The organism is Akkermansia sp. 54_46, from assembly GCF_001917295.1.
Lineage (GTDB): Bacteria > Verrucomicrobiota > Verrucomicrobiia > Verrucomicrobiales > Akkermansiaceae > Akkermansia > Akkermansia muciniphila.
Map to the genome: position 1 here is coordinate 33,115 of NZ_MNUD01000029.1, position 25,515 is coordinate 58,629.

At 57.0% G+C, this 25,515-nt stretch carries 25 protein-coding genes and 1 tRNA gene; 8 read left to right on the forward strand and 18 right to left on the reverse strand.

Annotated elements, in window-relative coordinates; all coding sequences use genetic code 11:
- Window positions 1-4: 4 nt before the first annotated feature.
- The 3 genes from BHW66_RS05320 to BHW66_RS05330 all read right to left on the reverse strand — a co-directional run bounded on the left by BHW66_RS05320 (window position 5) and on the right by BHW66_RS05330 (window position 1,867).
- Window positions 5-964: an aldose epimerase family protein gene (locus tag BHW66_RS05320; protein WP_102758936.1), complete on the reverse strand. Its 960-nt coding sequence runs from the start codon at window positions 962-964 to the stop codon at window positions 5-7.
- Between the two features lie 35 nt (window positions 965-999).
- On the reverse strand, window positions 1,000-1,479 hold the full coding sequence (locus BHW66_RS05325) for a glycine zipper 2TM domain-containing protein (RefSeq protein WP_012420349.1): 480 nt from the start codon (window positions 1,477-1,479) through the stop codon (window positions 1,000-1,002).
- A gap of 145 nt (window positions 1,480-1,624) precedes the next feature.
- Window positions 1,625-1,867, reverse strand: a complete 243-nt coding sequence (locus BHW66_RS05330) for a hypothetical protein (protein WP_012420350.1) — start codon at window positions 1,865-1,867, stop codon at window positions 1,625-1,627.
- Between the two features lie 239 nt (window positions 1,868-2,106).
- Here BHW66_RS05330 and BHW66_RS05335 point away from each other — a divergent pair, with 239 nt between their 5' ends.
- The 3 genes from BHW66_RS05335 (at window position 2,107) to BHW66_RS05345 (ending at window position 5,971) form a co-directional block, all read left to right on the forward strand.
- On the forward strand, window positions 2,107-4,629 hold the full coding sequence (locus tag BHW66_RS05335) for a pitrilysin family protein (RefSeq protein WP_102758937.1): 2,523 nt from the start codon (window positions 2,107-2,109) through the stop codon (window positions 4,627-4,629).
- Window positions 4,630-4,791: 162 nt separating this feature from the next.
- On the forward strand, window positions 4,792-5,409 hold the full coding sequence (locus BHW66_RS05340) for an HD domain-containing protein (RefSeq protein WP_046435407.1): 618 nt from the start codon (window positions 4,792-4,794) through the stop codon (window positions 5,407-5,409).
- Complete coding sequence (locus tag BHW66_RS05345; RefSeq protein ID WP_046435409.1) at window positions 5,402-5,971, forward strand: sugar O-acetyltransferase; 570 nt, start codon at window positions 5,402-5,404, stop codon at window positions 5,969-5,971. Before BHW66_RS05340 ends, BHW66_RS05345 begins: the two co-directional genes overlap by 8 nt.
- Window positions 5,972-5,973: 2 nt before the next feature.
- On the opposite strand, the gene BHW66_RS05350 is transcribed toward BHW66_RS05345, so the two are convergent.
- From BHW66_RS05350 to BHW66_RS05385, 8 genes are all read right to left on the reverse strand, one after another.
- Window positions 5,974-6,909 carry a radical SAM mobile pair protein B gene (locus BHW66_RS05350; RefSeq protein WP_046435410.1) on the reverse strand — a complete coding sequence of 312 codons (936 nt, stop codon included), beginning with the start codon at window positions 6,907-6,909 and terminating at the stop codon, window positions 5,974-5,976.
- Entirely contained in the window at window positions 6,906-7,820 is a 915-nt protein-coding gene (locus BHW66_RS05355; RefSeq protein ID WP_102758938.1) for a DUF1848 domain-containing protein, read from the reverse strand. The genes BHW66_RS05350 and BHW66_RS05355 overlap by 4 nt, the downstream gene beginning before the upstream one ends.
- Entirely contained in the window at window positions 7,817-8,278 is a 462-nt protein-coding gene (locus tag BHW66_RS05360; RefSeq protein WP_102758939.1) for a MarR family transcriptional regulator, read from the reverse strand. Before BHW66_RS05360 ends, BHW66_RS05355 begins: the two co-directional genes overlap by 4 nt.
- A gap of 736 nt (window positions 8,279-9,014) precedes the next feature.
- Window positions 9,015-9,335 carry a polymer-forming cytoskeletal protein gene (locus BHW66_RS05365; protein WP_012420356.1) on the reverse strand — a complete coding sequence of 107 codons (321 nt, stop codon included), beginning with the start codon at window positions 9,333-9,335 and terminating at the stop codon, window positions 9,015-9,017.
- A gap of 24 nt (window positions 9,336-9,359) precedes the next feature.
- Window positions 9,360-9,926 carry a ribosome recycling factor gene (frr, locus tag BHW66_RS05370; protein ID WP_102758941.1) on the reverse strand — a complete coding sequence of 189 codons (567 nt, stop codon included), beginning with the start codon at window positions 9,924-9,926 and terminating at the stop codon, window positions 9,360-9,362.
- A 51-nt stretch (window positions 9,927-9,977) separates the two neighbouring features.
- Window positions 9,978-10,703 (reverse strand): UMP kinase, encoded by a 726-nt coding sequence (pyrH, locus tag BHW66_RS05375; RefSeq protein WP_012420358.1) that lies wholly within the window; start codon window positions 10,701-10,703, stop codon window positions 9,978-9,980.
- 66 nt (window positions 10,704-10,769) lie between these two features.
- A complete protein-coding gene (locus tag BHW66_RS05380) occupies window positions 10,770-11,663 on the reverse strand; it encodes a mechanosensitive ion channel family protein (protein ID WP_180975878.1) in 894 nt (297 codons plus the stop codon).
- A 283-nt stretch (window positions 11,664-11,946) separates the two neighbouring features.
- A complete protein-coding gene (locus BHW66_RS05385) occupies window positions 11,947-12,570 on the reverse strand; it encodes a peroxiredoxin (RefSeq protein ID WP_046435424.1) in 624 nt (207 codons plus the stop codon).
- A gap of 134 nt (window positions 12,571-12,704) precedes the next feature.
- On the opposite strand from BHW66_RS05385, the gene BHW66_RS05390 reads away from it, so the two are divergent.
- From BHW66_RS05390 to BHW66_RS05400, 3 genes are all read left to right on the forward strand, one after another.
- Entirely contained in the window at window positions 12,705-14,414 is a 1,710-nt protein-coding gene (locus BHW66_RS05390) for a sodium:calcium symporter (protein ID WP_164907804.1), read from the forward strand.
- 92 nt (window positions 14,415-14,506) lie between these two features.
- The gene (locus BHW66_RS05395; RefSeq protein ID WP_102758944.1) at window positions 14,507-16,066 is read left to right on the forward strand and encodes a hypothetical protein; all 1,560 of its coding nucleotides are present in this window, start codon (window positions 14,507-14,509) and stop codon (window positions 16,064-16,066) included.
- Window positions 16,067-16,079: 13 nt separating this feature from the next.
- Window positions 16,080-16,304 (forward strand): hypothetical protein, encoded by a 225-nt coding sequence (locus BHW66_RS05400; RefSeq protein WP_102738267.1) that lies wholly within the window; start codon window positions 16,080-16,082, stop codon window positions 16,302-16,304.
- A gap of 166 nt (window positions 16,305-16,470) precedes the next feature.
- Here BHW66_RS05400 and recR read toward each other — a convergent pair whose 3' ends face one another.
- The 5 genes from recR to dinB form a co-directional block, all read right to left on the reverse strand.
- Window positions 16,471-17,079, reverse strand: a complete 609-nt coding sequence (gene recR / locus BHW66_RS05405; RefSeq protein WP_012420364.1) for a recombination mediator RecR — start codon at window positions 17,077-17,079, stop codon at window positions 16,471-16,473.
- Entirely contained in the window at window positions 17,072-17,521 is a 450-nt protein-coding gene (locus BHW66_RS05410; RefSeq protein WP_102758945.1) for a hypothetical protein, read from the reverse strand. The genes recR and BHW66_RS05410 overlap by 8 nt, the downstream gene beginning before the upstream one ends.
- An 87-nt stretch (window positions 17,522-17,608) precedes the next feature.
- On the reverse strand, window positions 17,609-18,856 hold the full coding sequence (gene fabF / locus BHW66_RS05415; protein WP_102735280.1) for a beta-ketoacyl-ACP synthase II: 1,248 nt from the start codon (window positions 18,854-18,856) through the stop codon (window positions 17,609-17,611).
- A 273-nt stretch (window positions 18,857-19,129) separates the two neighbouring features.
- Window positions 19,130-19,681 carry a peptide-methionine (R)-S-oxide reductase gene (locus BHW66_RS05420; protein WP_257227950.1) on the reverse strand — a complete coding sequence of 184 codons (552 nt, stop codon included), beginning with the start codon at window positions 19,679-19,681 and terminating at the stop codon, window positions 19,130-19,132.
- Window positions 19,682-19,755: 74 nt separating this feature from the next.
- Window positions 19,756-20,835 (reverse strand): DNA polymerase IV, encoded by a 1,080-nt coding sequence (gene dinB / locus BHW66_RS05425; RefSeq protein ID WP_012420369.1) that lies wholly within the window; start codon window positions 20,833-20,835, stop codon window positions 19,756-19,758.
- Between the two features lie 186 nt (window positions 20,836-21,021).
- On the opposite strand from dinB, the gene BHW66_RS05430 reads away from it, so the two are divergent.
- Window positions 21,022-22,341 (forward strand): MFS transporter, encoded by a 1,320-nt coding sequence (locus BHW66_RS05430; RefSeq protein ID WP_102758946.1) that lies wholly within the window; start codon window positions 21,022-21,024, stop codon window positions 22,339-22,341.
- A gap of 716 nt (window positions 22,342-23,057) precedes the next feature.
- Window positions 23,058-23,903: a PEP-CTERM sorting domain-containing protein gene (locus BHW66_RS05435; RefSeq protein ID WP_102758948.1), complete on the forward strand. Its 846-nt coding sequence runs from the start codon at window positions 23,058-23,060 to the stop codon at window positions 23,901-23,903.
- A gap of 269 nt (window positions 23,904-24,172) precedes the next feature.
- Here the strand turns inward: BHW66_RS05435 and BHW66_RS05440 are convergent.
- Together BHW66_RS05440 and BHW66_RS05445 are read right to left on the reverse strand one after the other, a co-directional pair.
- Window positions 24,173-24,247: transfer RNA gene (locus BHW66_RS05440), tRNA-Arg, on the reverse strand.
- 151 nt (window positions 24,248-24,398) lie between these two features.
- Window positions 24,399-25,511 (reverse strand): ABC transporter permease, encoded by a 1,113-nt coding sequence (locus BHW66_RS05445; RefSeq protein ID WP_102735278.1) that lies wholly within the window; start codon window positions 25,509-25,511, stop codon window positions 24,399-24,401.
- Window positions 25,512-25,515 lie beyond the last annotated feature (4 nt).

The following is a 25,515-nucleotide window of genomic DNA, read 5'->3' on the forward strand; positions in this document are numbered from 1 at the left end:
CCGCCTATCTGACAGTCCAGGTAATGCTGCGCGTGGCGGATTGGCCGGGACGCAGAATGACGCTGGGGAAGTGGGGGGTATTGACGGCATTGGGGAAGCCTTGGGCTTCCAGCGCTATTCCCTGGCGCGCCTGGGGCAGGTATTCCCCGGTATATACCTGGAGGCCGGGAGCATCCGTCGCCACAATCAGGCGGTGCCGGGATTCCGGATCAAGAAGGATGGCGGCGATTTTGTCGCCCGGTTCGGAATCCAGCACGTAGTTGTGGTCCAGTCCGGCGGCGGTGTCCGGGTGGGCGGCGGAGTTGCGTTCCCCCAGCAGGGCTGCTTTCCGCAGGTCAAAGTCCGTTCCTTCCACGGGAAGAATACGGCCGTCGGGGATATTGGTCGCGTCCACCGGAGTATAGGCGGAGGCCCGTATCTCCAGGGTCATGGAATCAATGGTGGGTTTGCCGGACAGGTTCCAGTAAGCGTGGTTGGTGAGGTTGACGATTGTGGCCGCGTCCGCATACGCTTCCAGGCGGAGATGAAGGGTTTCTTCCACCACGGTGTAGGTGGCTACCACTTCCAGGTTGCCGGGGTAATTTTCCTCACCGTCTGCGGAGTGCAGGGTCAGCACCAGCGTATTGCGCCCGGCTTCCTGCACCTGCCAGACTTTGCTGTCGAACCCCTGGATGCCGCCGTGCAGGTGGTTGGGGCCGTTGTTGACGGCCACGGTGCGGGAATCCCCGTCAATGGAGAACCTGCCTTTTGCGATGCGATTCGCGACACGTCCGCAAATCGCACCGCAATAACAGGTGTCTTTCAGCATGTCTTCAAAGCGTTTGGGCCCTACGATCATGTCCATGCCGTCCTTGACGACGGAGATGATGCGCCCCCCGTAGTTGCTGATGCGTACCGTCAGCTTGTCGGAAGACAGTTCAAACAATTCTACAGGTGCGCCGCCGGGTAAGGTGCCGAAGATCATGCCGGTATATAGCTTGGTCAGTAGTGGATGTCCAATTAATAGGCCAGCACGCGGGAACCGTTGTTGCCGATGATCACGCGCACGCGCTGCCCGACCTGAATCGGGTTGTTCCTGCTGGCGACCTGGACGACCGTGTAGTTGCGGGTGCCGTTCCTCTTCTGGTCCAGACGCACGGTGATGCGTTCCCCGGTCGTGTTGTTGACGGCCTTGTCAATCTGGTTGCCGGCAATGCCGCCCAGAATGGCGCCGCCCGCCGCCGTCGCGAATTTGGCGTTGCCGCCCCCGAACATGGCGCCGGTCAACCCGCCCGCCACGGCGCCGATTCCGGTGCCGGTGTTGGCGTTATTGGCCTGGATCTTGACGTTTTCCACGCTGGTGACCGTGCCGGTATAGGTTTCCTGGGCTCCGCCGATTTCGTTCAGGTTATAGGTGTTCGGGGAACCGAAGTTGGTGCAGGAAGTAATGGACAGCGCCATGGCTGCACAGCCGATGGTAAGAATGGAAGCTGTTTTCATGATGACGATTTATAAAATGGGTTGAAGGTTAAGATCAAGTAATTTCGCAGTCAACGGAAGGAGCGCGGCTGCCCTCTTCCGGCGGAGAAAACCCTTGCCGGAAGGTTCCGGCAAGGGTTCTTATTTATTTTAACGGTCCGTTGGGTCAGGCCTTGGGGGCTTCTCCCTTTTTGGGGCAGTCGCAGGGCTTTTCCCCTTTGCTGCAAGGCTGGCCGCATTTTTCTGGGCATTTGCCTTCCTTGGCGCATTTCCTGGGGCACTTTTTGTCTTTCTTGCAGCACTTCTGGGCAGCGGGGGCGGGGGACTCCGCCGGAGCGGCGGCTTCCTGAGCGTAACCGTTGACACTGAAGGCGAAAGCAAAGGCTGCTACAGCGAGGATTTTTTTCATATAATGATATGTGAGGTTGTGTGGTGTTGGTAATGCAGCGGCAGAAGAGCTGCCGTTCTACGACAGATAGAGCGGCAGGGAGTGATATTTGTTCAAAAAAATGCGCGGAGAGGATTCTTTTTAGGGCGGTTTTTTTTGATGAGGACGCGCTTTTGGCCTCCGGGGTAAGTTTGACAGTCCGGGGGCACGTACGGAGCGCCGGCTTGCATGGGGCGCCTTCTTGAGGCACGGTAGGGAACATGAGTTCAGCCAAGGAACCTGTGACGCGCCGTTTTGGAAATGGTTTGACGGTTTTGATTAAGGAGGACAAGTCTCATCCCGTAGTGTCCCTCCAGTACTGGGTAGGCACGGGGTCCATGAATGAGGGGCACTGGCAGGGGAGCGGACTTTCCCATTTGCTGGAGCATCTGGTGTTTAAGGGAACGGCGCATTTTTCCGGGCAGGAACTGGCCCGCAAGGTGCAGGAACGCGGCGGCCACTGGAATGCGTACACCAGCGTGAACCGCACCGTGTACTATATAGACGGCCCTGCGGAGTCCTGGCAGATTTTCCTGAATCTTCTGACGGAGCTTGTATTTTTCCCCACGTTCCCGGAAGACGAGATGGAGCGGGAGAAGGAGGTCGTGCGCCGGGAGATGGCCATGTATGCGGATGATCCCGATTCCGTGGCCTACCAGCTTCTGATGCAGACGCTGTATCTCAAGCATCCCCGCCGCTGGCCCGTTCTGGGTGAGCGCGCCGCCTTTGACTGCCTGACGCGGCAGGACGTGCTGGATTACCATGCCAGCCGTTATGTTCCGAACAACGTGGTTCTTTCCATCGCGGGGGACGTGGATGCCGCGGAGATTCTTTCCCATCTGGAATTGCTGGTGGAAGACCTGAAATCCCGTCCCCTGAACCGGGAACCCATTCCCCATGAACCTCACCAGTTCGGTTCCCGCAGGGTGCGGAAGGAGTTTGCCGTGCCTTACTCCAAGCTGCACCTTGCCTGGCGCCTGCCCTGTTCCGCCCATCCGGATACGCCAGCCCTTTCCGCTCTGTCCAGCATTCTGGGAGGCGGACGTTCCGCCCGTTTTTATGAAAAGTTCCATGACCGCCTGGGCCTGGTGTACAGCATTGAGGTGCATTCCAACCAGTCTGAGACGGATGAAGGGGCGTTTACCATCAGCATGGACGTGGACCGCGCCCAGCGCGACAAGGTGCGGGACCTGGTGCTTCAGGAGCTTCGCAATCTGGCGGAAGAGGATTTTACGGAGGACCTGAAGAGAGTTTGCAAACAGACCCGGGTCAGTCGCCTGCGCCGCAGGAGTTCCGCTTCCGGGGTGGCCTCGGAAATGGGGGCGGACTGGTTCGGCTCGCGCAATTTGAACCTGTCTTCCGAATGGCAGGAAGCTATTGAACGGGTGACTACGGAAGATTTGCACCGCGTTTGTTCCACCTGGCTGTCTTCCCCGAATGTGACGGAAGTCAGCCTGGACCCCCCGGGCAGCAACGCCGGGGATGAAGAAAGGGCCTCCGCCTCTGCGGGAACGGCCCTGAGCGAGCATGTTCTTGGCAACGGCATGAAGGTGGTGATCCGTGAAGACCATCGCCTGCCGCTGGCCTATGCCTGCATGGCGTTCAAGGCTGGATGCCGTGCGGAGAATGAGCATGACGCCGGGGTGACGGACCTGATGTCCGAGTGCCTGCTGAAAGGAACCTCCACCCGTTCCGCGGCGGATATAGCCCGTTTTCTGGAGGACATCGGGGGAGCCATCAACACGTCCACCGGTAACAATTCCCTGAGCGTGGGATGTCAGGTTCTGGCGGAAGACCTGGACGCCGGATTGGAGCTGATGGCGGATGTGGTCATGAATCCGTCTTTCCCGGAAGACGCCTTTCTGAGGGAAAAGGAATCTTTTGTGGCGGATGCGGAGGAGGATATGGAAGACCCTCTTTCCGTGGCGTTCCGGCAGGAGCGGAAGGTGGCTTACGGGCATGTTTCCTATGGGAATTCCCCTTCCGGCACGCCGGAAAGCCTGTCTTCATTGACGGTTCAGGACATCAAAAAACAGTATGAACGCATTATCTGCGCTTCCAACGCCGTGATTTGCATTTCCGGAGATGTCAGGAAGGAGGAGGTCCTGCCTCTTCTGGAAAAACATCTGGGAGGCATGAGGGCGGGAACGCCTCCAGCCCTGACTCCCACGCCCGCGCTGCGGGCCGGCCGGGAAGTGGCCGTTCTGGATAAACAGCAGGCCGTGCTGGTAGTGGGGGTGCCGGGCGTGGACGTGGCTTCCCCGGAGATGGCCCAGGCTCTGCTGTTCCAGTCCTGGTGCAGTGATATGGCCGGTCCCGTTTTCACCAATATCCGGGAGGAGGCCGGACTGGCCTATTATGCCAGTTCTTCCCTGTTCATCGGCATGGATGCCGGAGGCATCTGCTTCTATCTGGGCACCTCCCCGGAACAATTGGAGGAAGCCGGGCGGAGGCTGGAAAAAACACTGGAGATGATTGATGAACAGGGCATGACGGAGGAGGAACTGGAACGCACCAGGGCGGCCGCCCTGTCTTCCCGTCTGCTGGCCATGCAGTCGAATGGAACTTTGTGCCAGATGCTGGCGCTGGATATCCTGTTCGGTCTGCCTCTGGAAGCGTTTGAACAGCAGACGGACGCTATCAGGAATATGGATCTGGCCCGGATGAACGCCTTTATCAGGAAGGTGCTGGATCCCGCCCAGCCGCGTTCCTGGTCCATCGTGCGTTCGCCTGCCGGGGAGTAATTCCCCGGAAAATCATTTCCTTTTTCCCTGTCCGGGAAAAAGGCAGGATTAAATAAAAAGGAATATTTTTGCGTTACATCATCTGAAGGCTGGGGGAGGGGTGTAGCGGAATCGTGATTTTTATTTTAGTGGTGATGCGCTATAGTGGCAGCCATGACTGAGATGGAGCCGGACAGGAAAACTGCGGAACGGGCAATCAGGGAAGCGTATAAATCCAACCCGGGGGGCTGGGCGGAACATTCCCGCTATGTGGCGGAAGCCTGTAAAAATATAGCCTCGCACTGTAAAGGGTTATCCGGTGAAAAAGCTTATGTCCTGGGGCTGTTGCATGATATTGGACGGTATGCCGGAGTAAGTTCCGAAAAGCATTTGATAGACGGGTACCGCTATTGTGCGGCAAGAGGCTGGAAAAAGGCGGCGCAGATTTGTATTTCCCATGCGTTTATGATACAGGATATCAATACTTCCATCGGCACGTTTGACGTGAGTGGGGAGGATTACCTGTTCATGAAAAATTTTGTAGAGAACGCGGTCTATGACGACTACGACCGCCTGGTCCAGTTATGTGACGCTTTGGCCATGCCGACAGGTTTCTGCCTTTTGGAAAAACGGTTTGTAGATGTGACACTCCGGTATGGAGTGCATCCGTTTACGGTGGACCGGTGGAAAAAAATTCTGCAGCTCAAGGCGTTCTTTGAGAAAAAAGCGGGCTGTTCCATTTATGAGCTTCTGCCGGGCGTCGTTGAAAACAGTTTCCGCCAGGAGGAAAGCCATGTGTGATGAAGCGGAAGATTTTTTGGAAACGGCGCATCCCGATGCGCTAAGGCAAATCGCCCGGGCGAGGGAATTGACAAGGGAATATTATTTTTCCGCATATAGTGATACGCGGAGAAGAAGTGAAATTCTCCGGGAATTACTGGGTGGGATTGGGGATAACGTGATGATAGATACGCCCTTTCATTGCGACTACGGGAAAAACATCTTTTTAGGGAACAACGTGGTCATCAACATGAACTGCACTTTGGTGGATAATGTGCCCATCCGCATTGGCAGCCAGGTGTTGATTGCGTCCAATGTTCAGATTTATACGGCTTCGCATCCGGTCTTGCCCCAGGAACGCCTTGTGACGGGGTGGAAAAAAGGTAAGGGAACATTTTTCCGCACCTATGCACTGCCAATAGAAATTGAGGATCAGGTATGGATTGGAGGCGGCAGCATTCTACTGCCAGGTGTGAGGATAGGAAAAGGCTGCGTCATTGGAGCGGGAAGTGTCGTTACTCATTCTGTGCCGGCCGGCTGCGTTGCTGTTGGGAGTCCATGCAGGGTTATCAGGCGTTTTTGACATCAACGGCTGGAGGCCGCCGCGGGAGGCGGCGGATTCGGAAGCGCCCCTCTTTTCATGCCGGAACGTTTGATCTGCTCATGGTAAAAGTAATTCACGATAACCGGCGGTTCGTTGAACGGCCGGTGCATGGAATCGTCATTGCGCAGGTACGGCAACCCCCGTTTTTCCGCCAGCTGCCGTATTGCTGCGTCCAGTCCTTCCCAGTAGCCGCGGCTGCCTTTCTGGTAAATTTCCCGATAGAGGGGCACCAGGTGCGGATAGCGTTTGTTGATGTACTCCAGAATTACGGATTTGTAGCTGCCCCGCAGATTCAGGTTTTCCAGCCAGATCAGGTTGCATTTGTCTTCAGCCTGCTCCACAATCGCCGGAATATCCGTAATGCCCGGAAAAATGGGGGAGATGAAGCAGGTGGTGCGGATTCCTGCCTCATGGAAGGCCTTCATGGCGGCCAGCCTCCGCGAGATGCTCACCGCCATGTCCATATCTGCCTGAAAGCGCTCGTCAAGCGTGTTGACGGACCAGGAAACGCGGGCATGGGGAAATGTTTTTATCAAATCCAGGTCCCGCAGCACCAAATCGGATTTTGTAGCTATACTGATTTCCGCGCCGCTGCCTTGAAGCTGTTCCAGGAGCGCCCTTGTTCTTTTGTAGATTTCTTCCTGAGGTCCGTAAGGGTCGGTCACGGAACCGATAAACAGCTGTTTTCCCGCGTATTTCCCGGGGTTGCGTATTTCCGGCCAGTATTTGACGTCCAGAAAGGTTCCCCATGGTTCCGGATGACCGGTGAACCGTTTCATGAACGAGGCGTAGCAGTATTTACAGGCGTGGGGGCAGCCCACGTAAGGATTGACCGAGTAATCGGTCACAGGCAGATTTGACGTTGACAGGATGCTCTTTACCTGAATTTCCCTTACTTTGATTGCATCAGCGTTCATGGTTTTAAAAAGCTCCTTTGCATTCCCTGCTGCACGGTATCGGAAGGGCGCAGATGCCCCAGCAGCAACGGAGAGTCCGGGTCATGGAGTTTGTAATTTTCACGGGCCTTTTGCCGGTTCGTATTTGCATAGCAGTATTTGCAGCCGTTAAGGCAGGTGTCATACGCTCCTATGTCCCGGCTCTCAATGCAATGGCAGCCCTGCCGCATTCCTTGATGTTTCAGGTTGCGGAATTGAACGCCGTTGGCCTGTCCCAGAATGTTCAGGGTCATGCAGCCGGAGGATGAAATGCCGTAACGCGTGTAATCGCCATTGGTTCCGCAGGTTTGAATGGGGATTTTATATTTGGCCGCGATTGCTCCCAGCCCGGCCGCCAGCTCCTCCTTGTCTTTTTCCGTGAGGGGGATTAGTTCCGGCATGTTGGTTTGCAGCTTCCTGTACATTTCCACAAAGCTGAAAATGCAGCGGTCGATGTGGCCGGATAAGAAGGACGCCATGCGTTCAAAGGTCTCCAGATGCCTTCTGACGGTATATTCACTTGTCAGCAATACCGGGTCATACCGCCATGCGATGCGGTTTGCTCCGACAATTTCCGAAAGTTTTGTCAGCGTGGCCATGCTTTCATCAATGCCGGGAACACCCGGTTCTATTTCCTTTCCGTAGGCCGTAATCGTATAGTGGAAGTAGGTATGGAAGCGCTCGGTGATGCTGTTGATATGCGGAAGAATGGGGGCATAATTTTTAGAGCAGAAGACAACACAGTCCACTTGGTCCGGCGTCAGTTCATAACGAGTCACCTTATGTTGGAACAGGGGATTGCGGGAAAGGACATAGCCTTCTTCAAACCTCTTCAGCAGCCAGCGGGTGTAATACTGGACGGTGTCTTTCCGTCCTCCTGTATTGATAATCATAGCGTGTTTTTGTTGATGGATTGAAATTTCAGACGCATTTGTTCCGAAAAAAGGTCGGTTAAACGAATCAATTCCGCTTGCTGTTCTCCACTCAATTCCGCCATGGCGTCGTTTTCCGCCTGCGCGGCAGGGGGGATGATGCGTTCCACGTATTCCTTTCCGGCTGCGGTGAAGCGTATCAACCTGATTCTCCGGTCGGTTTTGGATTCTTCAAAAGAAAGGTACCCCAGCTTCCAGAATTTTTTGATGGCGGCGCTGACGGTTTGCTTCGTGGCGGAGAGGCGTTCGCAAATCCCGGCCTGCGTGCAGCCGTCCTGAGCGAAATAGATGATATCCAGAATAAACAGCTCTTTGGTGGTTAACCCGTGTTTTCTGGCGTATTCCGTATAGACGGCATATTGTTTGTCCCGCAGCTGGCAGTAGTTGTTTACGTGGATATTGACGCTCTCTTTGCTCATAGGCGGAGATGAATAAAGTATGATATTTGATGGTCTGATATTTGATAAAAAGAATGTAGCTCTTTACGCGTTTTTTGTAAAGCCCCAAATATAAAGCTCCAGATAAAGAGGCGGGGGATAGGGACGGCTTTTTGCGTGGCCAGGCAAATTTCCGGAAACGGTGCCGGCGCGGCAATGGCTGCCGGCCTTTCAAGAATCCGGGACGTTTTCCGTTTTTATTCCCGTATCTTCTGTTTCGCGGCAGAAGAGTTTTTTTTGCCGCATGGCTTCGGAAGACAGGTGCCTGTGGCTGCCGGGGAAACGTTTTTCCGTGTTCACGGGAGTTGGAGAGCTTGCCCGGCGGGGCTTTTCCGCACCGGGGCAAGTTCCGCCTGCTCCGGTGACGGATGTTTCGCCGGAGGCGGAGAGAGAGCGTGGAGACTCAATAAAAAACGCAGGCGGCGATGCGCCTGCGTGATATCCGGCGATGGTTCGGACAGAAGAAAGAAGCGGTTTTTCTGCCGGATGGTATTTGTGTAAAACGGCATCCGTCCGCTTCCTGAAGAACGGGAGATGACCCAGGGGTTCCCAGCAATTCCGCTTCCGGAGCGGGAACGGTATTTGGAAAAAAGTGCGGTACCTTTTTTCCGTTCCTCATTTTCGCCGCCCCCTGAGAAACCCCGGCGCGCTTTTACGCTTTTGGAGAAGCGGCCCGTACAAGGCAGGCACGCCAGGGAAGAACAGAGGCGGCTGTTTTTTAGCCGATTTCCGTGCGGCCCAGCAGGTGGGCGCCTTCCTCCATGGCGAGGCTGCGTGTCTTCATGTCCCCGACGACACGGGCCTGCTGCTTGAGTTCGCAGCGGTCAGAGGTGACCTTGCCTTCCACGTTGCCGTAGATGCGGACGTCTCCGGCAGTGATGTCTCCCTTGATTTGGGCGGTTTCACCGATGGTGACTTTTCCCTTGTCGGAGATGATTTCGCCTTCGATTTTGCCGTCGATGTGCATGTCATTCTGGAAACGGATGGTTCCCTTGATTTCGATGCCGGAGGCGAGGAAGTTGGTTACGTTGTCTGTCATTGTCGTAAAATGGTTGGGGATGGGTTAAATGGTCATGATATCCTTTTCCTTGACGGCCACCAGTTCGTCAATCTCCTTCACGTATTTGTCCGTCAGCTTCTGGATCTGCGTTTCCAGATCGCGCTGGCCGTCTTCCGTAACGATGTTTTCCGCCTTGAGCTTTTTGGCGGAATCCATGGCGGCCTTCCGGGCGCCGCGCACGCGCACACGGGCTTCTTCCGCATGGGATTTGACAAGCTTCACAAGGTCTTTGCGGCGTTCTTCCGTGAGGGCGGGAATGGGCAGGCGGATGGAACGGCCTTCCACCAGGGGATTGAGGTTCAGCTTGCTTTCATTGATGGCGCGGCCGATGTCGTGGACGGTGCTCGGATCAAAGGGCTGGATGAGGATGAGACGGGGTTCCGGCGTGCTGATGACGGCCAGGCCCTTCAGTTTCATGACGGAGCCGTAGCTGGAGACATGCACGTCCAGGTTTTCCACGAGGCCGGGGGAAGCCTTGCCCGTGCGTACGCCGGAGAATTCCTGTTTGGCGAAGTCCACGGCCTTGAGCATGGATTCCTCCGTTTCCAATAATAATGTTTCTGCGTCCATGATGATGGTGGGTGCTAAGTGTTTTTGGTGGGTTGAAAAGGAATGCGGGGTTCAGCTGATGGTGGTGCCGATCGGTTCCCCGAGAAGCGCGCGCGTGATGTTGCCCGGCGTATGCATGTCGAATACGATGATGGGCTTTTTGTTGTCCATGCACAGGGTGAAGGCCGTGGAGTCCATTACTTTGAGCTGGCGTTCCAGGCATTCCTGATAGGAGATGGTGTCGAATCGCTTGGCGCCGGAGACTTTTTTGGGGTCCGCATCATACACCCCGTCCACGGAGGTGGCCTTCATGACCACTTCCGCATTGATTTCGCTGGCGCGCAGGGCAGCCGTGGTGTCCGTGGAAAAGAACGGGTTACCGGTGCCGGCGGCGAAGATGACGATTTTATTGTTGTCCAGATACGAGCGGGCCTTCAGGCGGATGAAGGATTCCGCGACATTTTTCATTTCAATGGCGGATTGCACCACGCAGGGGACCCCCGCGCGTTCCAGCGCGCTTTGAAGGGCCAGGGCGTTCATCACGGTGGCGAGCATGCCCACGTAATCCGCCGTGGCGCGGTCCATGCCGCGCACGCTGGCTTTCGCCCCGCGCCAGAAATTGCCGCCGCCCACGACCAGGCCTATTTGGACGCCGGCGCGGTGCGCCTGAGCGATTTCTTCAGCAATGCGGGCGACGATTTCCGGGGAAATGTTGTCCATGCTGCCGGGGCTGCGCAAGGCTTCCCCACTGAGTTTCAGAAGGATTCTTCGATAGGCTGGTGCGGATGTGTCAGACATAGATGCGGATTTTACGCAGACAAGATTGAAATTTCACGGGGCAAAAAGAAAGCAAAAAGAGATTCCTTATTGATTTTTCTCCGGAGGTCCGGAGATTTCCACCTTGATGGGGCTTCTGCTCTCCAGGCTGCGGGTGGGGAAGGGGAAGGAAATGCCTTCTTCCTCAAAGCGGCGCTTGATGTCATGGGCGAGCGTTTTCTGGCAGTCCAGGAAATTGTCTTTCCGGCACCAGGCCCCTACGGTAAAGCCCAGGGAAGAGTCCTGGAACCCTGAAAACGAGATGAGGGGCGCGGGGTCATCCAGGCAGAATTTGTTTTGTTTGACCACTTCCCGGAGGACGTTCACGACATGCTCAATGTCGCAGTTATAGTCCACGCCCAGGCTCAGGTCGCACCGGCGCGTGGAAAAACGGGTGATATTGCTGACCGGATTCTTGATGATTATTTCATTGGGGATGCGCACCATGGTGTTGTTCGGCAGCCGGAGCTGGACGGACATCAGGTTGATGGAGTCCACGTTCCCGGTGATTCCATTCACTTCAATCATATCCCCCAGGTTGATCTGCTTTTCCCCTACCAGGAAGAGGCCGCTGATGATGTTGGACAGGGAAGTCTGGGAGGCGAAGCCTACGGCGACGCCGATGATGCTGGCCGCTCCCAGCAGGGTCAGGATATCGAACCCCATCAGGGCAAAGGCCTCCACGCCTATAATAATGTAGCCGGCGTTTTTGACGATTTTTACCGTCAGGCGGGAGGCCTGGGGCGACATTTTCAGCACAGTGATTTTCCGGAGCACCTGGCAGAACAGTTTCAGGAGTATCCAGCTGATTACCAGCCAGACCGCCACATGCAGGATTTTGGCGCCCACGGACTGCACCATTTCCAGCTTGAGCCAGTCCGGCATGTTCAGGAAGTCCATGGTTTTTGTCCAGATATCTTCCCTGGAGGATGCGTCTGCCATGAGATTCATATGAAGGATGTAGCAGACGCTTCTTCCCGGCTCAAGGGGCGCGCGCGTATTCCCCCCGGTTTATGACAGTTCCTCCGGCTGCGGAAAGGGCACGGTGTTCAGGCACGGCGGACGCACAGGTTCATCCCGCAGAAGGGGAGCGGTTTCCGGCGCAAGAAAGGCGGCGGATGCATGGCCGGATATGGCGCCTGGTTGGGAAGAGGGGAAGGCGGGGATGAAAAAAGGCCGTTCCCCGGAGAGGGGAGCGGCCTTGAAATATTGCCGGGGGGGCTGCTTACTTGCTGAGGTAGGAGGCCACGCCTTCGTGGGACGGGGTCATGGCCGCGTCTCCCTTGTGCCAGCCAAGGGGGCAGACTTCCCCGTACAGTTCGAAGTGCTGGAGGGCGTCAACCACGCGGATGGCTTCATCAATGGAGCGGCCCAGCGGGAAGTCATTGATGAGCTGGTGGCGGACGATGCCGTCTTTGTCAATCAGGAAGAGGCCGCGGTAGGCGATCAGTTCTCCGTTGACTTCCACATTGCCGTCTTCGTCAATTTCCTCGTCCCCGGCCAGCACGCCGTAATCGGCGGAAATGGTCTTGTTGATGTCGGAGACGATGGGGTAGGTCACGCCCTGAATGCCGCCCTGGCTGCGGGGGGTGTTGACCCAGGCCCAGTGGGAGAATTCGCTGTCTGTGGAGCAGCCGACGACGGCCACGTCACGCTTTTCGAATTCGCCCAGGGCTTCCTGGAAGCCGATCAGCTCGGTAGGACACACGAAGGTAAAATCCTTCGGGTAGAAGAACAGGATTACGTACTTTTTGCCCTTAAACTGGTCAAGGCTGAAATCCGGTACGATGGTACCGTTTACTACTGCGTTAGCGCTGAAATGAGGTGCCGGTTTTCCTATGAGAAGCATGGTTGTTTTTTGGTTTGGTTCTAAAAGAATGATTCCAAAAAACGGACGAAAGTCAAGCGGCAATGATATCCCGTTCGTTCCAAAAGAGCCTGTTTTCTCTTGAAAATGAAGCTTTTTTTGTCAGTATTCCCTCCATGTCATCCTCAAAGGCGCAACAAGACGAGTGGTCCGGAAAAATAGGCGTGATTCTCGCTGTGGCCGGCAGTGCCGTCGGGCTGGGAAATTTTCTGCGCTTTCCGGGGCTGGCTGCCCAATACGGAGGGGGCGCCTTCATGGTGGCTTACGGCCTCATGCTGGTTCTGGTGGGCGTGCCCGTGGCGTGGGCGGAGTGGTCCATCGGGCGGCGCGGCGGCCAGATGGGCGCCCATTGCGCCCCCGGCGTGTTCTGGTACCTGACCAAAGGGTCCAGGCTGTGGAAGTTCCTGGGCGTGCTGGCGGTTCTGGGGCCTTCTTCCGTGGCCTTTTATTACATGGTGGTGGAAGCGTGGTGCTGCGGCTATTTCTGGAAGATGCTCACCTGCCCGGAGGTTTTTGCCACGGCGGAGGGGACGGCGCAGACTTTTTTCAGTTTCACGGGCATGTACGGCGACGGGAGCGCCCTGTTGTCGGACAACGGGCTGCTCTGGATCGTCAGCGGGGTCATCCTTCTGAACCTGGGGATTATTTACCGGGGCATCAGCAGGGGCATCGAAATGTTTTCGCGCTGGTTCATGCCGTTGCTGCTTCTGATTTCCCTGGTGCTGCTGGTGCGCATTTTGTGCATTGGCACGCCGGATCCTTCTTATCCGGACCGCAGCATCGAACAGGGGCTGGGGTATATGTGGAATCCCGGCAAGGTGCTGGTGGAGGAGCTGGACCGGAACAGCGGGGACTGGAAGACGGTTTCCATGGTCTCGGCCTCCCAGGCGGGAGCCATGGATGAAGCCGTGCGGCAGGTGGAAATGTCCGGAGGAACCCGGAGGCTGACTGAGGTGACCCTGTGGGACGGCCTGAAAAACATTGAGCTTTGGATTGCGGCTGCCGGACAGGTTTTCCTGAGCCTTTCCGTAGGAACGGGGCTGATTCTGACGTATGCCAGCTATGTAAAAAAGAAGGAGGATATCGCGCTGAGCGGCTTTTCGGCCGCCGCCTCCAATGAAGTGTGCGAGGTGGGCATTGCCGGCATGATGACGGTTCCCGCCGCCGTGGCGTTCCTGGGAGTGGCCGGAGCCGCCGGGCAGGGGACCTTCGCGCTGGGTTTCATGGTGCTTCCGCAGGCTTTTGCAAAAATGGGGTCCAGCGTGGTATTCGGCAGCCTGTTTTTCCTTCTTCTGACGGTGGCGGCGGTGACCAGCTCCATTTCCATGATGCAGGTGGGCCTATCCTTTATTGAGGAATTCATGGGGCTGAAACGCAAAATGGCTGTGGTGGTGCAGGGCTTTTTTACGGCTACGGGTACGTTTGTCGTTGCCTGGTACAGCGGCAACCTGCTGGCGATGGATACTTATGATTTCTTTCTGGGCACGCTGTGCTTCTTTGTGAGCGCCATGGTGATGATGATTCTGTTTTCCTGGAAACTGGGGGTGGACCGGGGGTTGAAGGATCTGGAGGACGGTTCCGTCATCCGCATTCCCAGAATTTACCGTTTCATCATGAAGTTTGTGACGCCTACGCTGCTGCTGGCGATTTTCCTGGCCTGGCTGGCGCAGAATATCTGGGTGAAGCAGGCCGCGCCCATTGAAGCGCTGGGGCGTGGGGAACATGGAGCGGTCATTCCCATGGGGTTTCTGGCGGCTTATGCCCTGTTCCTGATTTTCATCACCATGGCTTCCGGAAGGCATAAGGTGTACCACGGTCCGCGATAGGCGGGGAAGGCCTGCTGCGCGGATGCCCGTTCCCCGCAGTTTGCGGCAATCCGGAGGCTTGACCGGAGCCGGATTTGATATAGGCTGGCGTCATGCCCAGAATAAGGAGGATACGCAGGAAAAAGCCCCGTGCCGGCAGCGTCTGGAAAAAGCTGCTGCTGTGGGGCGTGCTGGGGTTGCTTGTTCTGGCGGCGGCTGTGGTGGCGGGATCCTATCTGTACGTCAGGGCCTATTTGAAGAGCGATGGTTTTTTAGCCATGCTGGAACAGTCCGCTGTTGATGATATGAATGTGGAGACCGCCAGGATAGACCCTCTTGACTGGGACGGTTCCGGCATCCGGTGCGGCGGCGTAACGATGGAGGGGCATGAGTTTTTGACTTCCCTTCAGGCCAGGAACATTGAGACGGAATTCAGCCGTTGGGAGCTGCTGAAGCGCGCGTTCGTCATTACCTCCGTCAATATTGCGGAGCTGAAGCTTCGGCTCGCTCCCGTGCCTTTCCGTTTCCGGGAAAAGCCGGAAGGGGCCAGGAGCTGGGCGGAAGAGAATATTCTGCCGGATACGTTCCGCCTGGAAAAGGGGAGCATTGATTCCCTGTCCGTTTCCTATGGGGAGGTCGGCCAGCTGTATGTTTTGGACGGGACCCGCGTGGAGAGCGCCTATGACGCCGGTTCCAGCCAGTACAGGTTTGAAATGCAGGGGGGAAGGCTGCTCCTTCCTTTCAAGGGATGCCCGGAGTTTTCCCTGATGTCCGGCACGGCGCAGTTTAACCATGCCAGCAGGAGGGTGAACGTCCCGTCCTGCCGCCTGACTACGGCTGCCGGCGGTTATCTGGACATCAAGGGTGACTGGGACGGCTCTTCCTCCTCCTGGACGGCGAATATGGTGGTGAACGGCGTCCCCGCCTCTTCCGTCCTGGAAGACCATTGGAAAAAGCATGTCCAGGGCAGCGTAAGCGGCGGGATAGACCTGCGCGGCGGCCGGGACGGCGTAACCCATGTGGCCGGGCTCGCCAGGTTGCAGGGCGGCATGTTGACCGGCCTTCCCGTTCTGGACAGGCTGGCCCTGTTCTGCGGTTCTTCCAGATTCCGGAATCTTCCCCTGCACGAGGCGTCCGCCCAGTTCACCTATCAGGAATCCGCCTGGCATATTTCCAATATTCTGGTGGAAAGCGAAAACCTGGTGAGGGTGGAAGGCTGGCTGGAAATCGGGAAAGGGGGGGCGCTGACCGGAAGGCTGCAGGTGGGGCTGCGGGCCGACGGCCTGTGGAAAGCTCTTCCGGGGTTTTCCGATGTGTTTTCCGTTTCCCGCCAGGGAGCGGGAGGCAATCTGGCGTGGGCCAATGTGAATATCGGCGGGACGCTGGACAATCCGTCGGAGGACTTGTCCGCGCGGCTCATCAAGGCGGCGGGAAACCGCCTGACGGAAATAGGAATGGGCAAGGCGGCTGAGGTGGCGGATGTCGCGGCGCGGCTGCTGAACAGGGGAACCGGGGAAAACGGAGCGGGGGATGGAGCGGAGCGTAATGGCCGCAAGTTCAGGATTCCCGCCGGGGACGGAGTACCCGTCCCGGTTGTGCCGCGGCTGCAGGACGCTGCGGAAAAAGGGCTTAAAACCGGGAATGACCTGATGAACGAATTAATGAATTGGTAACCCGTTTTTTCATATGAAACCTTATCCCTGCCAGATGGTGCAGGCGGTCGCCGTTATTGTGGAGCGTATCGCGGATACGGCTTTCCGCGCCACCCTTCCGAATGGCAAAACCGCCGTGGCTTTTGTAGAAAAAAAGAACGCTTCCCTGAGGGAACTGCTCAAACCGGGCGACCGGGTGAACGTGACGATTTGCCCGGCGGATTTTGACCGCGCCCGTGTGGACGGACTGGCGGGATGAGGCGGACATGTTTCCCTTCGTTATTGGGGTAAAGAGGTGTCGCGCCCGGTGCAGGAAAACCGCTGTAAAGACGGAATCGTTCCCATGCCGGGATTCCGGACGGTGAAGAACGGGGGCATGGGCGGGAATTTTTCCGTGCCGGGATTGATGCGGGAAGGGCTTTCCTTTACAGCCGGGTGCGTCCTTCCAGAGCCTTCATCAGCGTCAGCGTGTCCGCGTGGCTGAGGCCGGAGCCGGCAGGCAGCCCCTGGGCAGGGCGGGATATCCTGCAATCCATTTCTTTGAGCAGATGGTGGAGGTAGGTGGCCGTTGCCTCCCCTTCCACGTCAGAGCCTGTTGCCAGAATGACTTCGCAATCAGGCTGCCGGGAGACGCGTTCCACCAGGGATTGAATGTTGAGGTCTTCCGGCTCCACATCATCCAGAGGGGAAAGCTTGCCGCCCAGGCAGTGGTACAATCCGCGGTAGGCGCTGCTGCGTTCAATGGGGATGACGTCCGTGGCCTGTTCCACCACGCAGATGAGGCGGCTGTCCCGTTCTTCATCCCGGCAGGCGGCGCAGGGTTCCCCTTCCGTGCTGAAGAAGCCGCAGACGGGGCAGGGCGTGACGTGTTCCGCCGCCTGGCCGATGGTGCGGGCAATCGCCTCCGCTTCTCCCATGTGCCCCTGGAGCATCCACAGGGCCATGCGTTCCGCGCCGCGGGTGCCGATGCCCGGAAGCTGTTTCAGGGCGGTTACCAGTTCAAGCACGGGTATGGGATAGTCCAGATTATTCATGAGCGGAAGGAGGTTCGGAATGACGCCGGGCGGGGGGCGTTTGGGGCCAGAGGATGGCGAGCGTGCCCGCGCTTCCTGCGGAGAGCAGGCATGGGATGGCATTGAAGAAAAGGCCCCACAGCCCCAGCACCGGGGTAAAGCTGGCCAGAAGAAGGAGGAAAGCGGCCAGAACGGCCGTTTTGCGGAGCGTGCCGCGGATGAGCAGCAAATCGTAAACAAGAGCCAGCGTCAACGCCATGCACAGCAGGAATCCCGTGCCGGGAGAAAGGGCGGGGGCGTCCGGGGGAAGCAGAAACGGGGCGGAGGCCATGGCTTCCTTCAGCTCCCGGGCCCAGATGGGAGTAAGGCCCAGGGAATAGAGCGCCACGAGCAGGATAAGCCCGGCTACGGAGAACAGGGCCCAGCGCATGAGCAGAATGTCCTGGTGCGTTTTGGCGGGCATGGCTTTTAAATGAAAAAAGCGGAAGCGCGATGGCTGCGGTGGCCGCAAACATCAGCGCTTCCGCCGGAAAGGAGAGGCCTGAAAGGGTCAGGCGAATCGTTTCACGATGACGGAGGAGTTATGCCCCCCGAAGCCGAAGGAATTGCTCAGGACGGCGTCCACCCTGGTTTCACGGGCCTTATTGGGCACGCAGTCCAGGTCGCATTCCGGATCCTGGTTGTCCACATTGATGGTGGGCGGGATGATGTTGTCCTGCATGGCCATCAGGCAGGCGGCCAGTTCCACGCCTCCCGCGGCGCCCAGGAGGTGGCCGGTCATGGATTTGGTGGAGCTGATAAGCAGTCCGTTTTTAGCGTGGTCGCCGAAAACGGCCTTGATGGCCTTGATTTCGCAGATGTCGCCCAGCGGAGTGGAGGTGCCGTGCGTGTTGACGTAGTCGATTTCTTCCGGCTTCATTCCCGCGTGTTCCAGAGCCATCTTCATGCAGCGGGCAGCGCCGCGGCCTTCCGGGTCCGGGGCGGTAAGGTGGTAGGCGTCCGCGGAGATGCCGTAGCCGACGAGTTCCCCGTAAATTTTTGCGCCGCGCTTCTGGGCGTGTTCCAGCGTTTCCAGAATGACAACGCCGGCGCCTTCGCCCATGACGAAGCCGTCGCGGTCCACGTCGTACGGGCGGGAGGCCCGCTGGGGCTCGTCATTGCGGGAGCTGAGGGCTTTCATGTTGCTGAACCCGGCCACGCCCGTGGGCAGGATGGTAGCTTCCGCCCCGCCGCAGACCATGACGTCGGCATCCCCGAATTTCATGATGCGCCAGGCTTCCCCGATGTTGTGGTTGGAGGTGGCGCAGGCCGTGACGATGGACATGTTCGGACCGCCGAGGCCGTATTCCATGGAGATGAGACCGGAGGCAATGTTGCTGATCATGTACGGAATCATGAAGGGGGACACGCGGGCAGGCCCTTTGGAAAGAAGCGTGGCATGCTGGCTTTCCAGCGTGCCGAGGCCGCCGATGCCGCTGCCCACCATGACGCCGATGCGGGTTTTGTCCTCCGCTTCCAGATCCAGCCCGGAATCCTTGAGAGCCATTCCGGCAGCGCCCATGGCAAAGTGCGTGAAGCGGTCCACGCGGCGGGCGTCCTTGGGCGTCTTGAAGTACGGGGCGGGATCGAAATCTTTGACTTCACCGGCGATTTTCGTGGAGTAGCCGGTAACATCCATGGATTTGATGGTGTCAATGCCGCTGCGGCCAGCCTTCATGGCTTCCCAGGTGGATGCGAGATCATTGCCCAGGGGGCTGATCACTCCGATGCCGGTGATAACAATTCTGCGGTCGGTCATAATAAGTGTGAGTGGTTGCAAATAATGCTTGAACCAGAATAGGCGACATTGCGGGAAAGTCAAGCTAATCCCCCCTGTTTCCCGGCACGGGGGAAACAGGTTGGGCTGAAAGGCGTATCCTGCTGTCGGCAAGGGTTTTGCGGGTCAAGGATATTTCCTGTTGCCTGCTGAGACTCCGGGGCCGTGAACGGATTTTTGGGTAAATTCCGCTGCGGCGGCCGCGCCCGGCAGCGCGTGGGAGGGCGGCCGGATATTTTTTCTTGCCGCGCCCCTTTAACGGGGGGCATCCGCCGCTATCGGAAGAGGGGCTGCCCGGAATTCCAGGGAAAGGGAATTGACGCAGTAGCGCATATTCTTCGGAGTCAGGCGTTCTCCATTGAAAATGTGTCCCAGATGGCCTCCGCAGCGGGCGCATGTGATTTCCGTGCGCCGCCCGCAGCCCGCATGGACGCTTGTGACGGCGTCCGGCAGGGAATCATCAAAACAGGGCCAGCCGCATCCGGCATCGAATTTGTCTTCCGACCGGAACAGAGGAGCACCGCATTTGCGGCAGGAATAGATGCCCGTTTCAAATAAGCTGACGAATTCCCCGGAAAAGGGCGGTTCCGTTCCCTGGTGTTCGATAATGCGTTTTTCCGTTTCCGTGAGGGGGCGGCGCGTACGGGCAGGGCCGGGATCGGGTACGTCCCGGGAGGCGGGAATCCCTCCATCCACGGCCATGACTCCAGCCACGCCTTCCGCAATCATGCCTATCCATGACGCCCAGTGTCTCCGTTCTTCCTGATTCATATGGCTTATGACCTGGTTGGAGCGGGTTTTGCTCATTCCTGAAACAATATCTTGTGGATATTGCCGTTTTTAAGGGGAGAGTCCTGAAAATATGGCAGTCTGTGGAAGAGTTAATACTCCAGCTCCAGCCAGAGCTGTTCCCAAATGCCCTGCCGCTGTTCTTCCTGGGGATGGGAGACGGACAGCCCCAGAAGGCGGAATGTACGGTCCCCGGAATCCAGTTCTTCCATCAGGGTGCGGGCCAGGGGGAGGATGCCTTCTTTCTCCGTCAGGATTTCCGGAACGGTCGCGCAGCGGGTCTTCTGGACAAAGTCCGGGAACTTAACCTTCAGGGTAAGGGTGTTTCCCCGGAAGCCGGAACGGGCCAGCCGCCCCGCGAGTTCTTCCGCCAGCAGGGGGAGGCGTTGTTCCAGCGCTTCCGCCCTGGTGACGTTTTCCCGGTAGGTTTCTTCACAACCCACGGATTTGCGCATGCGGGAAGGTTCCACAGGGCGGTCGTCCACACCGCGGGCGAAGTTGTAGAAGATGGCTCCTGTCTTGCCGAAATGCCTTACCAGGAAGTCTTTGTCCCGTGCCCGGAGCTGCGCCCCGTTGGTGATGGAAAGGGCGCGCATGCGTTCGGCGGTGGCGTGCCCGACTCCCCAGAAAGCTTCAATGGGAAGTGCCGCGATGAATTTTTCCGCCCGGGATGGATGGATTGTGAACAGCCCATCCGGCTTGCGGTAATCGGAAGCGATTTTTGCCAGGAATTTATTGTAGGAAACGCCGGCGGAGGCCGTCAGGTGAAGTTCCCGGCGGATTTCCTTCTTAATCCTCCTCGCAATGTCGACGGCCAGCGGAATGCCCGGCTTGTTTTCCGTGACGTCCAGAAAGGCTTCATCCAGGGAAAGGGGTTCCACCAGATCTGTGTAACGGTGGAAAATGGCGTGTATCTGCGCGGAGACGGCCTTGTACACATCCATGCGGTTGCGGGTGAAAATCAGATGGGGGCAAAGCTTGAGAGCTTTCATGGAAGGCATGGCGGAACGCACTCCGAAACGGCGCGCCTCATAACTGGCCGCCGCCACCACGCCGCGCATTTCCGGCCTGCCTACGGCGATGGGCTTGCCGCGGTATTCGGGATGGTCCCGCTGTTCTATGGATGCGTAAAAGGCATCCATATCCACATGGATGATTTTTCTCTGGTTCATGGGAGCGCTTCATGATTCCTGATGAGGCGGGAAACATGAGGGAATGGGATGCCCCAGCATAATCCGGCTTATCCTGCAAGTCCAGTTGGAAGGAGAAACTCCGGCAGGGAGGTGAAAGAAAGGCGGATTTTTGGGGAACGGGACGATTTAAGTGAAAAAATCTTCCGGGCATGGTAAATTCCGGACATGTCCAGCGGAATGAAGGAACGCCTGTGCCGGAGCCTGGAAAAGGTGCTGCATGCGGAAACCCGCGAATTGCCTGCCGCAGTGGGGGGAATCCTCCTGTTTTTCCTGTTGTTCCTGGCCTATTCCATGTTGAGGCCGGTCCGGGAAACGATGGGCATTGCCGGAGGCGTTCAGAGTTTGCAGTGGCTTTTTACGGCTACTTTCGCCGCTTCCATAGGAGTCCAGTTTTTATTTGGATGGGTTTCCTCAAAGGTGCGGAGAAAGGCCATTCTTCCGTGGACGTACGGTTTTTTCATTCTTAACCTGGCGGTTTTCGCGGCGCTCGTGCTGGCATGCCCGGGAAATATCTGGACGGCCCGTTCGTTTTATGTGTGGCTGTCCGTATTTAACCTGCTTACCGTTTCCGTGGCGTGGAGCGTGTTGTCGGACGTCATGAAGCCGGGGCAGATGAAACGCCTGTTTGCCCTGATTGCCAGCGGAAGCAGTCTTGGGGCCATGACGGGGCCGGCGGTGACGGCCGCCCTTGCCGGAGTGGCCGGCCTTCTGTGGTTGTTCCTTGCCGCCGCTGTTCTTCTGGCGCTGGCGATGCTGGCGGGAATGTACCTGCACCGCTGGTGTGACGGGAATTCCCCGGAAGATGCGGAAACGGGAGTTCGTCTTCCGGCCGATTGCCGGGAACGCCCTCTGGGAGGGAATCCGTTTGCCGGGGCGTCTGCCGTATTCCGGTCTCCCTTCCTGATGGGCATCGGGCTGTTCATCATCCTGCTGGCCGGGACCAATACGTTCCTGTATTTTGAGCTGATGAGCGTTGTAGCGTCTTCCTTTCCTGATCCGGTGCGCCAGACGCAGGTATTCGGAGTGCTGGACGTTGTTGTTCAGGGGTGTACCATGCTGCTTCAGGTATTTCTCGCGGGACGCATTGTTCGGAAATTCGGATTGGCGGCGTTGCTGGCGGCTGTTCCTGTTCTTATTTCCCTGGGTTTTGTATGGATGGCTTTCGCTCCGGTATTTGCCGTCGTGGCCGTGGTGATGGCGGTACGCCGCATCGGGGAATACGGAATGGTGCGTCCCGGCCGTGAAATGCTGAATTCCGTATTGTCCCCGGAAGAAAAATATAAAGCCAAGAGCTTTATTGATACAGTCCTTTACCGTGGCGGCGACGCCGTCAGCGCATGGCTGAAAAGCTACTTTAACGTGTTGGGGGCCCATTCTCCGTGGGCCATGCTGGCCGGAGCCGCCATTTCCTTTCTTTGGGCGGCCACCGGATTCCTGCTTGCGGACAGGTTCCGGAAAATGGCCGGAGTACAGGGAAAGAAATGATCCTTATGGCGGGGAATTTTCCGTTTTGTCCGGATACGGCCCGCCAGATGCGGCAATTCCTGGTGATGCCTCTTTTCCGGCGGCTGCCGCCGTCAGAGGTGAACTGCTGGGGTATTGGGGAATCTGGCGCGTTTTGAAAAAGCGTGGCAAAGCCGTGTTCTGTGGAGGAATAAGTGCCAGGCCTTCCGTTGAGGGATAGTTGCAGGCAGGGGATTGCGTGATGCCCTTGATGGCGGAAGCGGCGGGAGGCAAGACAGATGTTTTTCTCCGGCGATGAATAATTTCTGGAATGTTCTTTATTTGACGGCGGTTTCCCTCTGCGGCGGCAACATGCGGATTTTCAACCCGGAATCAATACTAAATATTGTGGAAAAATAATTTAAGTATCATTTCAACCCTGTTTTCAGGATGATTTTTCCTCCAAAAAAACTCCCTGCCGTGGCGGGCATTTCCTGTTGTTTTTTTGGAAACAATTTTGACACCAATATCACATTTTAACAAAATGTAATATTTTTAATATAAAAAAGTTACTTTAAAAATAAAGATTAATTTCCCCATGCCGCAAGACATCTGCCACATGCAACCCTCCATCCACTCCGGCACATGAAACGGATTGAAAATCCGTTATTGAAGCCCAAGCCTCTGTGAGGCAAGTATGCTGGTCATCTTTCCGTTAGATGATTCCGTCATTACTATTGTTATATATTCCTCTGATAATGAAGAAGACACTCATTACGCTCATTGCTCTGGCGGGAATGGCTCATGCCGATTTTGTATGGAACGGCGGTGAGAGCATTACCCAGGAGCTTTGGCAGACAGAATCCAGCTGGTCCATCACCGGTTCAGATTCCTGGCCGTCGGCAGGAACCGGTCCCGGCACGCCCAATTCCAACGCATGGTCTCTTATTTCCGTTTCCGGCGCGAGCGGCAGCATTTCCCAGCTGGAAGGCTGGACATTGAAGCTTGCCCTGCAAAACGGTGCGGATTTGACTGTAGGGAACGTAAAAAAATTCCAGGGCGGCTGTTCTATTGATATTGATCAATCATCTACGCTGACCTTCAACAGTTATGACGGCGGCAACGATGGTGAGCGCACGACGTTGAACAACTACGGCACGTTTAACCTGGCTTATACCAAGAGCCAGGGTGGGGAAGGATTTTACGTCAATTTGGGAGCCACGGGCATCATGAACCTTACTTCCTCCAACGGTAGTTCATACAATGCCAAGATAGCAAGTCTGACCGCTACGCTGACTCTTGACGGAGGCACCGCCAGCGGAGTAACTGCCAGCGGTCATCAAATCCTGACCAGGAACCTGGTTACCCTGGGAAGCAATATGTCTTTTGACGGCACGGACACTTCCTTGGAAATGCTCAGCGGCATTGCAGGCATTGATTCCCTCACCGCTGTGGACGATTTGACTAATGCCGAAGTTGGTTCTTATATGATTACCAAGGATGGAAACGGATACAGCGTTTCCTATGTGGTTCCGGAACCCGCAGCGGCTTCCCTGAGCCTGCTGGGCCTGGCTGGCCTGGCGATGCGCCGCCGCCGCAAGTAACGGCAAACTTGGATTCCTGTTTCCATTCAGCTCCCTTCCGCGGTTAACGGAAGGGAGTTTTTTTATTATTTCCCGGAAGGGCGGCGTATTTCCGGAAGATGTCCGGGCGGAACGGGAGAGAGAAGCCGGGAGAGTGCATATGCATGGGCCTATTCTTCCCCGGAGGATGCCGTAACCGGATTAGCCCCGGCTATTGTTCTGCAACGCTGCAAGAAAGGAAAAAGGCCTGTTATTGCCGGGAGTAACCACTTTCTTTCAAAAAAAAAAAGTGGTAGGCCCGGTAGGAATCGAACCTACATCGTCGGTACCGGAAACCGATGTCCTATCCATTGAACGACGAGCCCATGTTCCCGAGGAACGAGAGAAATAGAATAGAAAAAACGGGCCGGATGCAAGTATTTTTATGCCGGTGACGGGATTGGCATGATGAAAATATGAAACGGGGAAATTCAGGGCAGGGAGGTTTCCGGGTATTCCGGAGAGAAGGAAGGGGTGTCAGGAAATTTTGTGATGGAAAGAAAAGACGGCAGCCAGGACGGCCACCACGGTAACGGCCATGATGGCCGCGAAAAGGGGCCAGAGATCCAGGAAGCCGGCTCCTTCCAGAAAGATGCGCTGGATGAGTTCCAGCCCGTATCTCATGGGGTTGAGCAGCGTGAGGCTCTGAAAGATTTCCGGCATGCTGGAGATGGGCGTGGCGAAGCCGGAGAGCATGACCATGGGCACCAGCAGCAGGAAGGTTCCCACAATGGCCTGCTGGAGGGATTGAGCAAAGGAGGAGATGCACAGCCCGATGGCCGCCGCCGTGACGATGAAGAGCAGAAGGGCGGCGGAGAGCAGCCAGATGGAGCCTTGGAAGGGGATGCGGAACCAGAACATGGCTACCAGCACTACGAAGACGGCCTGTATGATTCCGGTGATGACGGAGGCTGTCCCTTTACCGAGCAGGATTTCTCCGGGGGTGTACGGGGCGACGAGAAGCTGGTCGAAGGTGCCTTCCTCCCGTTCGCGGGCGATGGAGAGAGCTCCGGAGAGGATGGAGTTGATGAGCACGAGCACGGCAATGAGGCCGGGAACGATGAACCAGCGGGTGATGAGGTTGGGGTTGAACCATGCGCGGGATTCTATTTCCACCGGGGAGGATACGCCGTTTTGGGAGAGCAGAGCCGCCCCGTAGGCGGAGGCGATTTGCTGGCCGTAGCTGAGGGCGATGGCCGCCGTGTTCGTGTTGCGCCCGTCCGCAATGAGCTGGAGGGAGGCGGGCCTCCCCGTCTGAATGTTGCGGGAGAAGTCCGGGGGGATGGTGAGCCCCACGACGATTTCCCGGTTGTCGATCATGCGGTCAATATCCTTTTCCGTGGCCGCCGTGGCCTGCCTCTGGAAGATGCCCGTGCCTTCCAGGTCCGCGATGTACTGAGAGGCCGCTTCTCCGCCGTCCTTGTCCAGCACGGCGTACGGCACGCGGGTGACGTTCATGGTGGCGGCATAACCGAAGATGGCTATCTGGATGATGGGCGGGATGATGAGGGCCAGCCGGCTTTTTTTGTCCCTGAGCACGGCCAGCAGTTCTTTTCTGACGAGGGAGGCTATTCTGACGAGAAAGTCCATGGCG

Coding starts and splice junctions, on each gene's coding strand:
- recR (WP_012420364.1), bottom strand. CDS start 17,079: ATGAATAATCTGGACTATCCCATACCCGTGCTTGAACTGGTAACCGCC.
- BHW66_RS05355 (WP_102758938.1), bottom strand. CDS start 7,820: ATGATTATCAATACAGGAGGACGGAAAGACACCGTCCAGTATTACACC.
- frr (WP_102758941.1), bottom strand. CDS start 9,926: ATGGACGCAGAAACATTATTATTGGAAACGGAGGAATCCATGCTCAAG.
- BHW66_RS05340 (WP_046435407.1), top strand. CDS start 4,792: ATGGAGCCGGACAGGAAAACTGCGGAACGGGCAATCAGGGAAGCGTAT.
- BHW66_RS05320 (WP_102758936.1), bottom strand. CDS start 964: ATGATCTTCGGCACCTTACCCGGCGGCGCACCTGTAGAATTGTTTGAA.
- BHW66_RS05365 (WP_012420356.1), bottom strand. CDS start 9,335: ATGACAGACAACGTAACCAACTTCCTCGCCTCCGGCATCGAAATCAAG.
- fabF (WP_102735280.1), bottom strand. CDS start 18,856: ATGACCGACCGCAGAATTGTTATCACCGGCATCGGAGTGATCAGCCCC.
- BHW66_RS05430 (WP_102758946.1), top strand. CDS start 21,022: ATGTCCAGCGGAATGAAGGAACGCCTGTGCCGGAGCCTGGAAAAGGTG.
- BHW66_RS05400 (WP_102738267.1), top strand. CDS start 16,080: ATGAAACCTTATCCCTGCCAGATGGTGCAGGCGGTCGCCGTTATTGTG.
- BHW66_RS05390 (WP_164907804.1), top strand. CDS start 12,705: ATGTCATCCTCAAAGGCGCAACAAGACGAGTGGTCCGGAAAAATAGGC.
- BHW66_RS05420 (WP_257227950.1), bottom strand. CDS start 19,681: ATGAGCAAAACCCGCTCCAACCAGGTCATAAGCCATATGAATCAGGAA.
- BHW66_RS05360 (WP_102758939.1), bottom strand. CDS start 8,278: ATGAGCAAAGAGAGCGTCAATATCCACGTAAACAACTACTGCCAGCTG.
- pyrH (WP_012420358.1), bottom strand. CDS start 10,703: ATGTCTGACACATCCGCACCAGCCTATCGAAGAATCCTTCTGAAACTC.
- BHW66_RS05410 (WP_102758945.1), bottom strand. CDS start 17,521: ATGCCCGCCAAAACGCACCAGGACATTCTGCTCATGCGCTGGGCCCTG.
- BHW66_RS05330 (WP_012420350.1), bottom strand. CDS start 1,867: ATGAAAAAAATCCTCGCTGTAGCAGCCTTTGCTTTCGCCTTCAGTGTC.
- BHW66_RS05385 (WP_046435424.1), bottom strand. CDS start 12,570: ATGCTTCTCATAGGAAAACCGGCACCTCATTTCAGCGCTAACGCAGTA.
- BHW66_RS05325 (WP_012420349.1), bottom strand. CDS start 1,479: ATGAAAACAGCTTCCATTCTTACCATCGGCTGTGCAGCCATGGCGCTG.
- BHW66_RS05380 (WP_180975878.1), bottom strand. CDS start 11,663: ATGGCAGACGCATCCTCCAGGGAAGATATCTGGACAAAAACCATGGAC.
- BHW66_RS05435 (WP_102758948.1), top strand. CDS start 23,058: ATGAAGAAGACACTCATTACGCTCATTGCTCTGGCGGGAATGGCTCAT.
- BHW66_RS05395 (WP_102758944.1), top strand. CDS start 14,507: ATGCCCAGAATAAGGAGGATACGCAGGAAAAAGCCCCGTGCCGGCAGC.
- BHW66_RS05335 (WP_102758937.1), top strand. CDS start 2,107: ATGAGTTCAGCCAAGGAACCTGTGACGCGCCGTTTTGGAAATGGTTTG.
- dinB (WP_012420369.1), bottom strand. CDS start 20,835: ATGAACCAGAGAAAAATCATCCATGTGGATATGGATGCCTTTTACGCA.
- BHW66_RS05345 (WP_046435409.1), top strand. CDS start 5,402: ATGTGTGATGAAGCGGAAGATTTTTTGGAAACGGCGCATCCCGATGCG.
- BHW66_RS05350 (WP_046435410.1), bottom strand. CDS start 6,909: ATGAACGCTGATGCAATCAAAGTAAGGGAAATTCAGGTAAAGAGCATC.
- BHW66_RS05445 (WP_102735278.1), bottom strand. CDS start 25,511: ATGGACTTTCTCGTCAGAATAGCCTCCCTCGTCAGAAAAGAACTGCTG.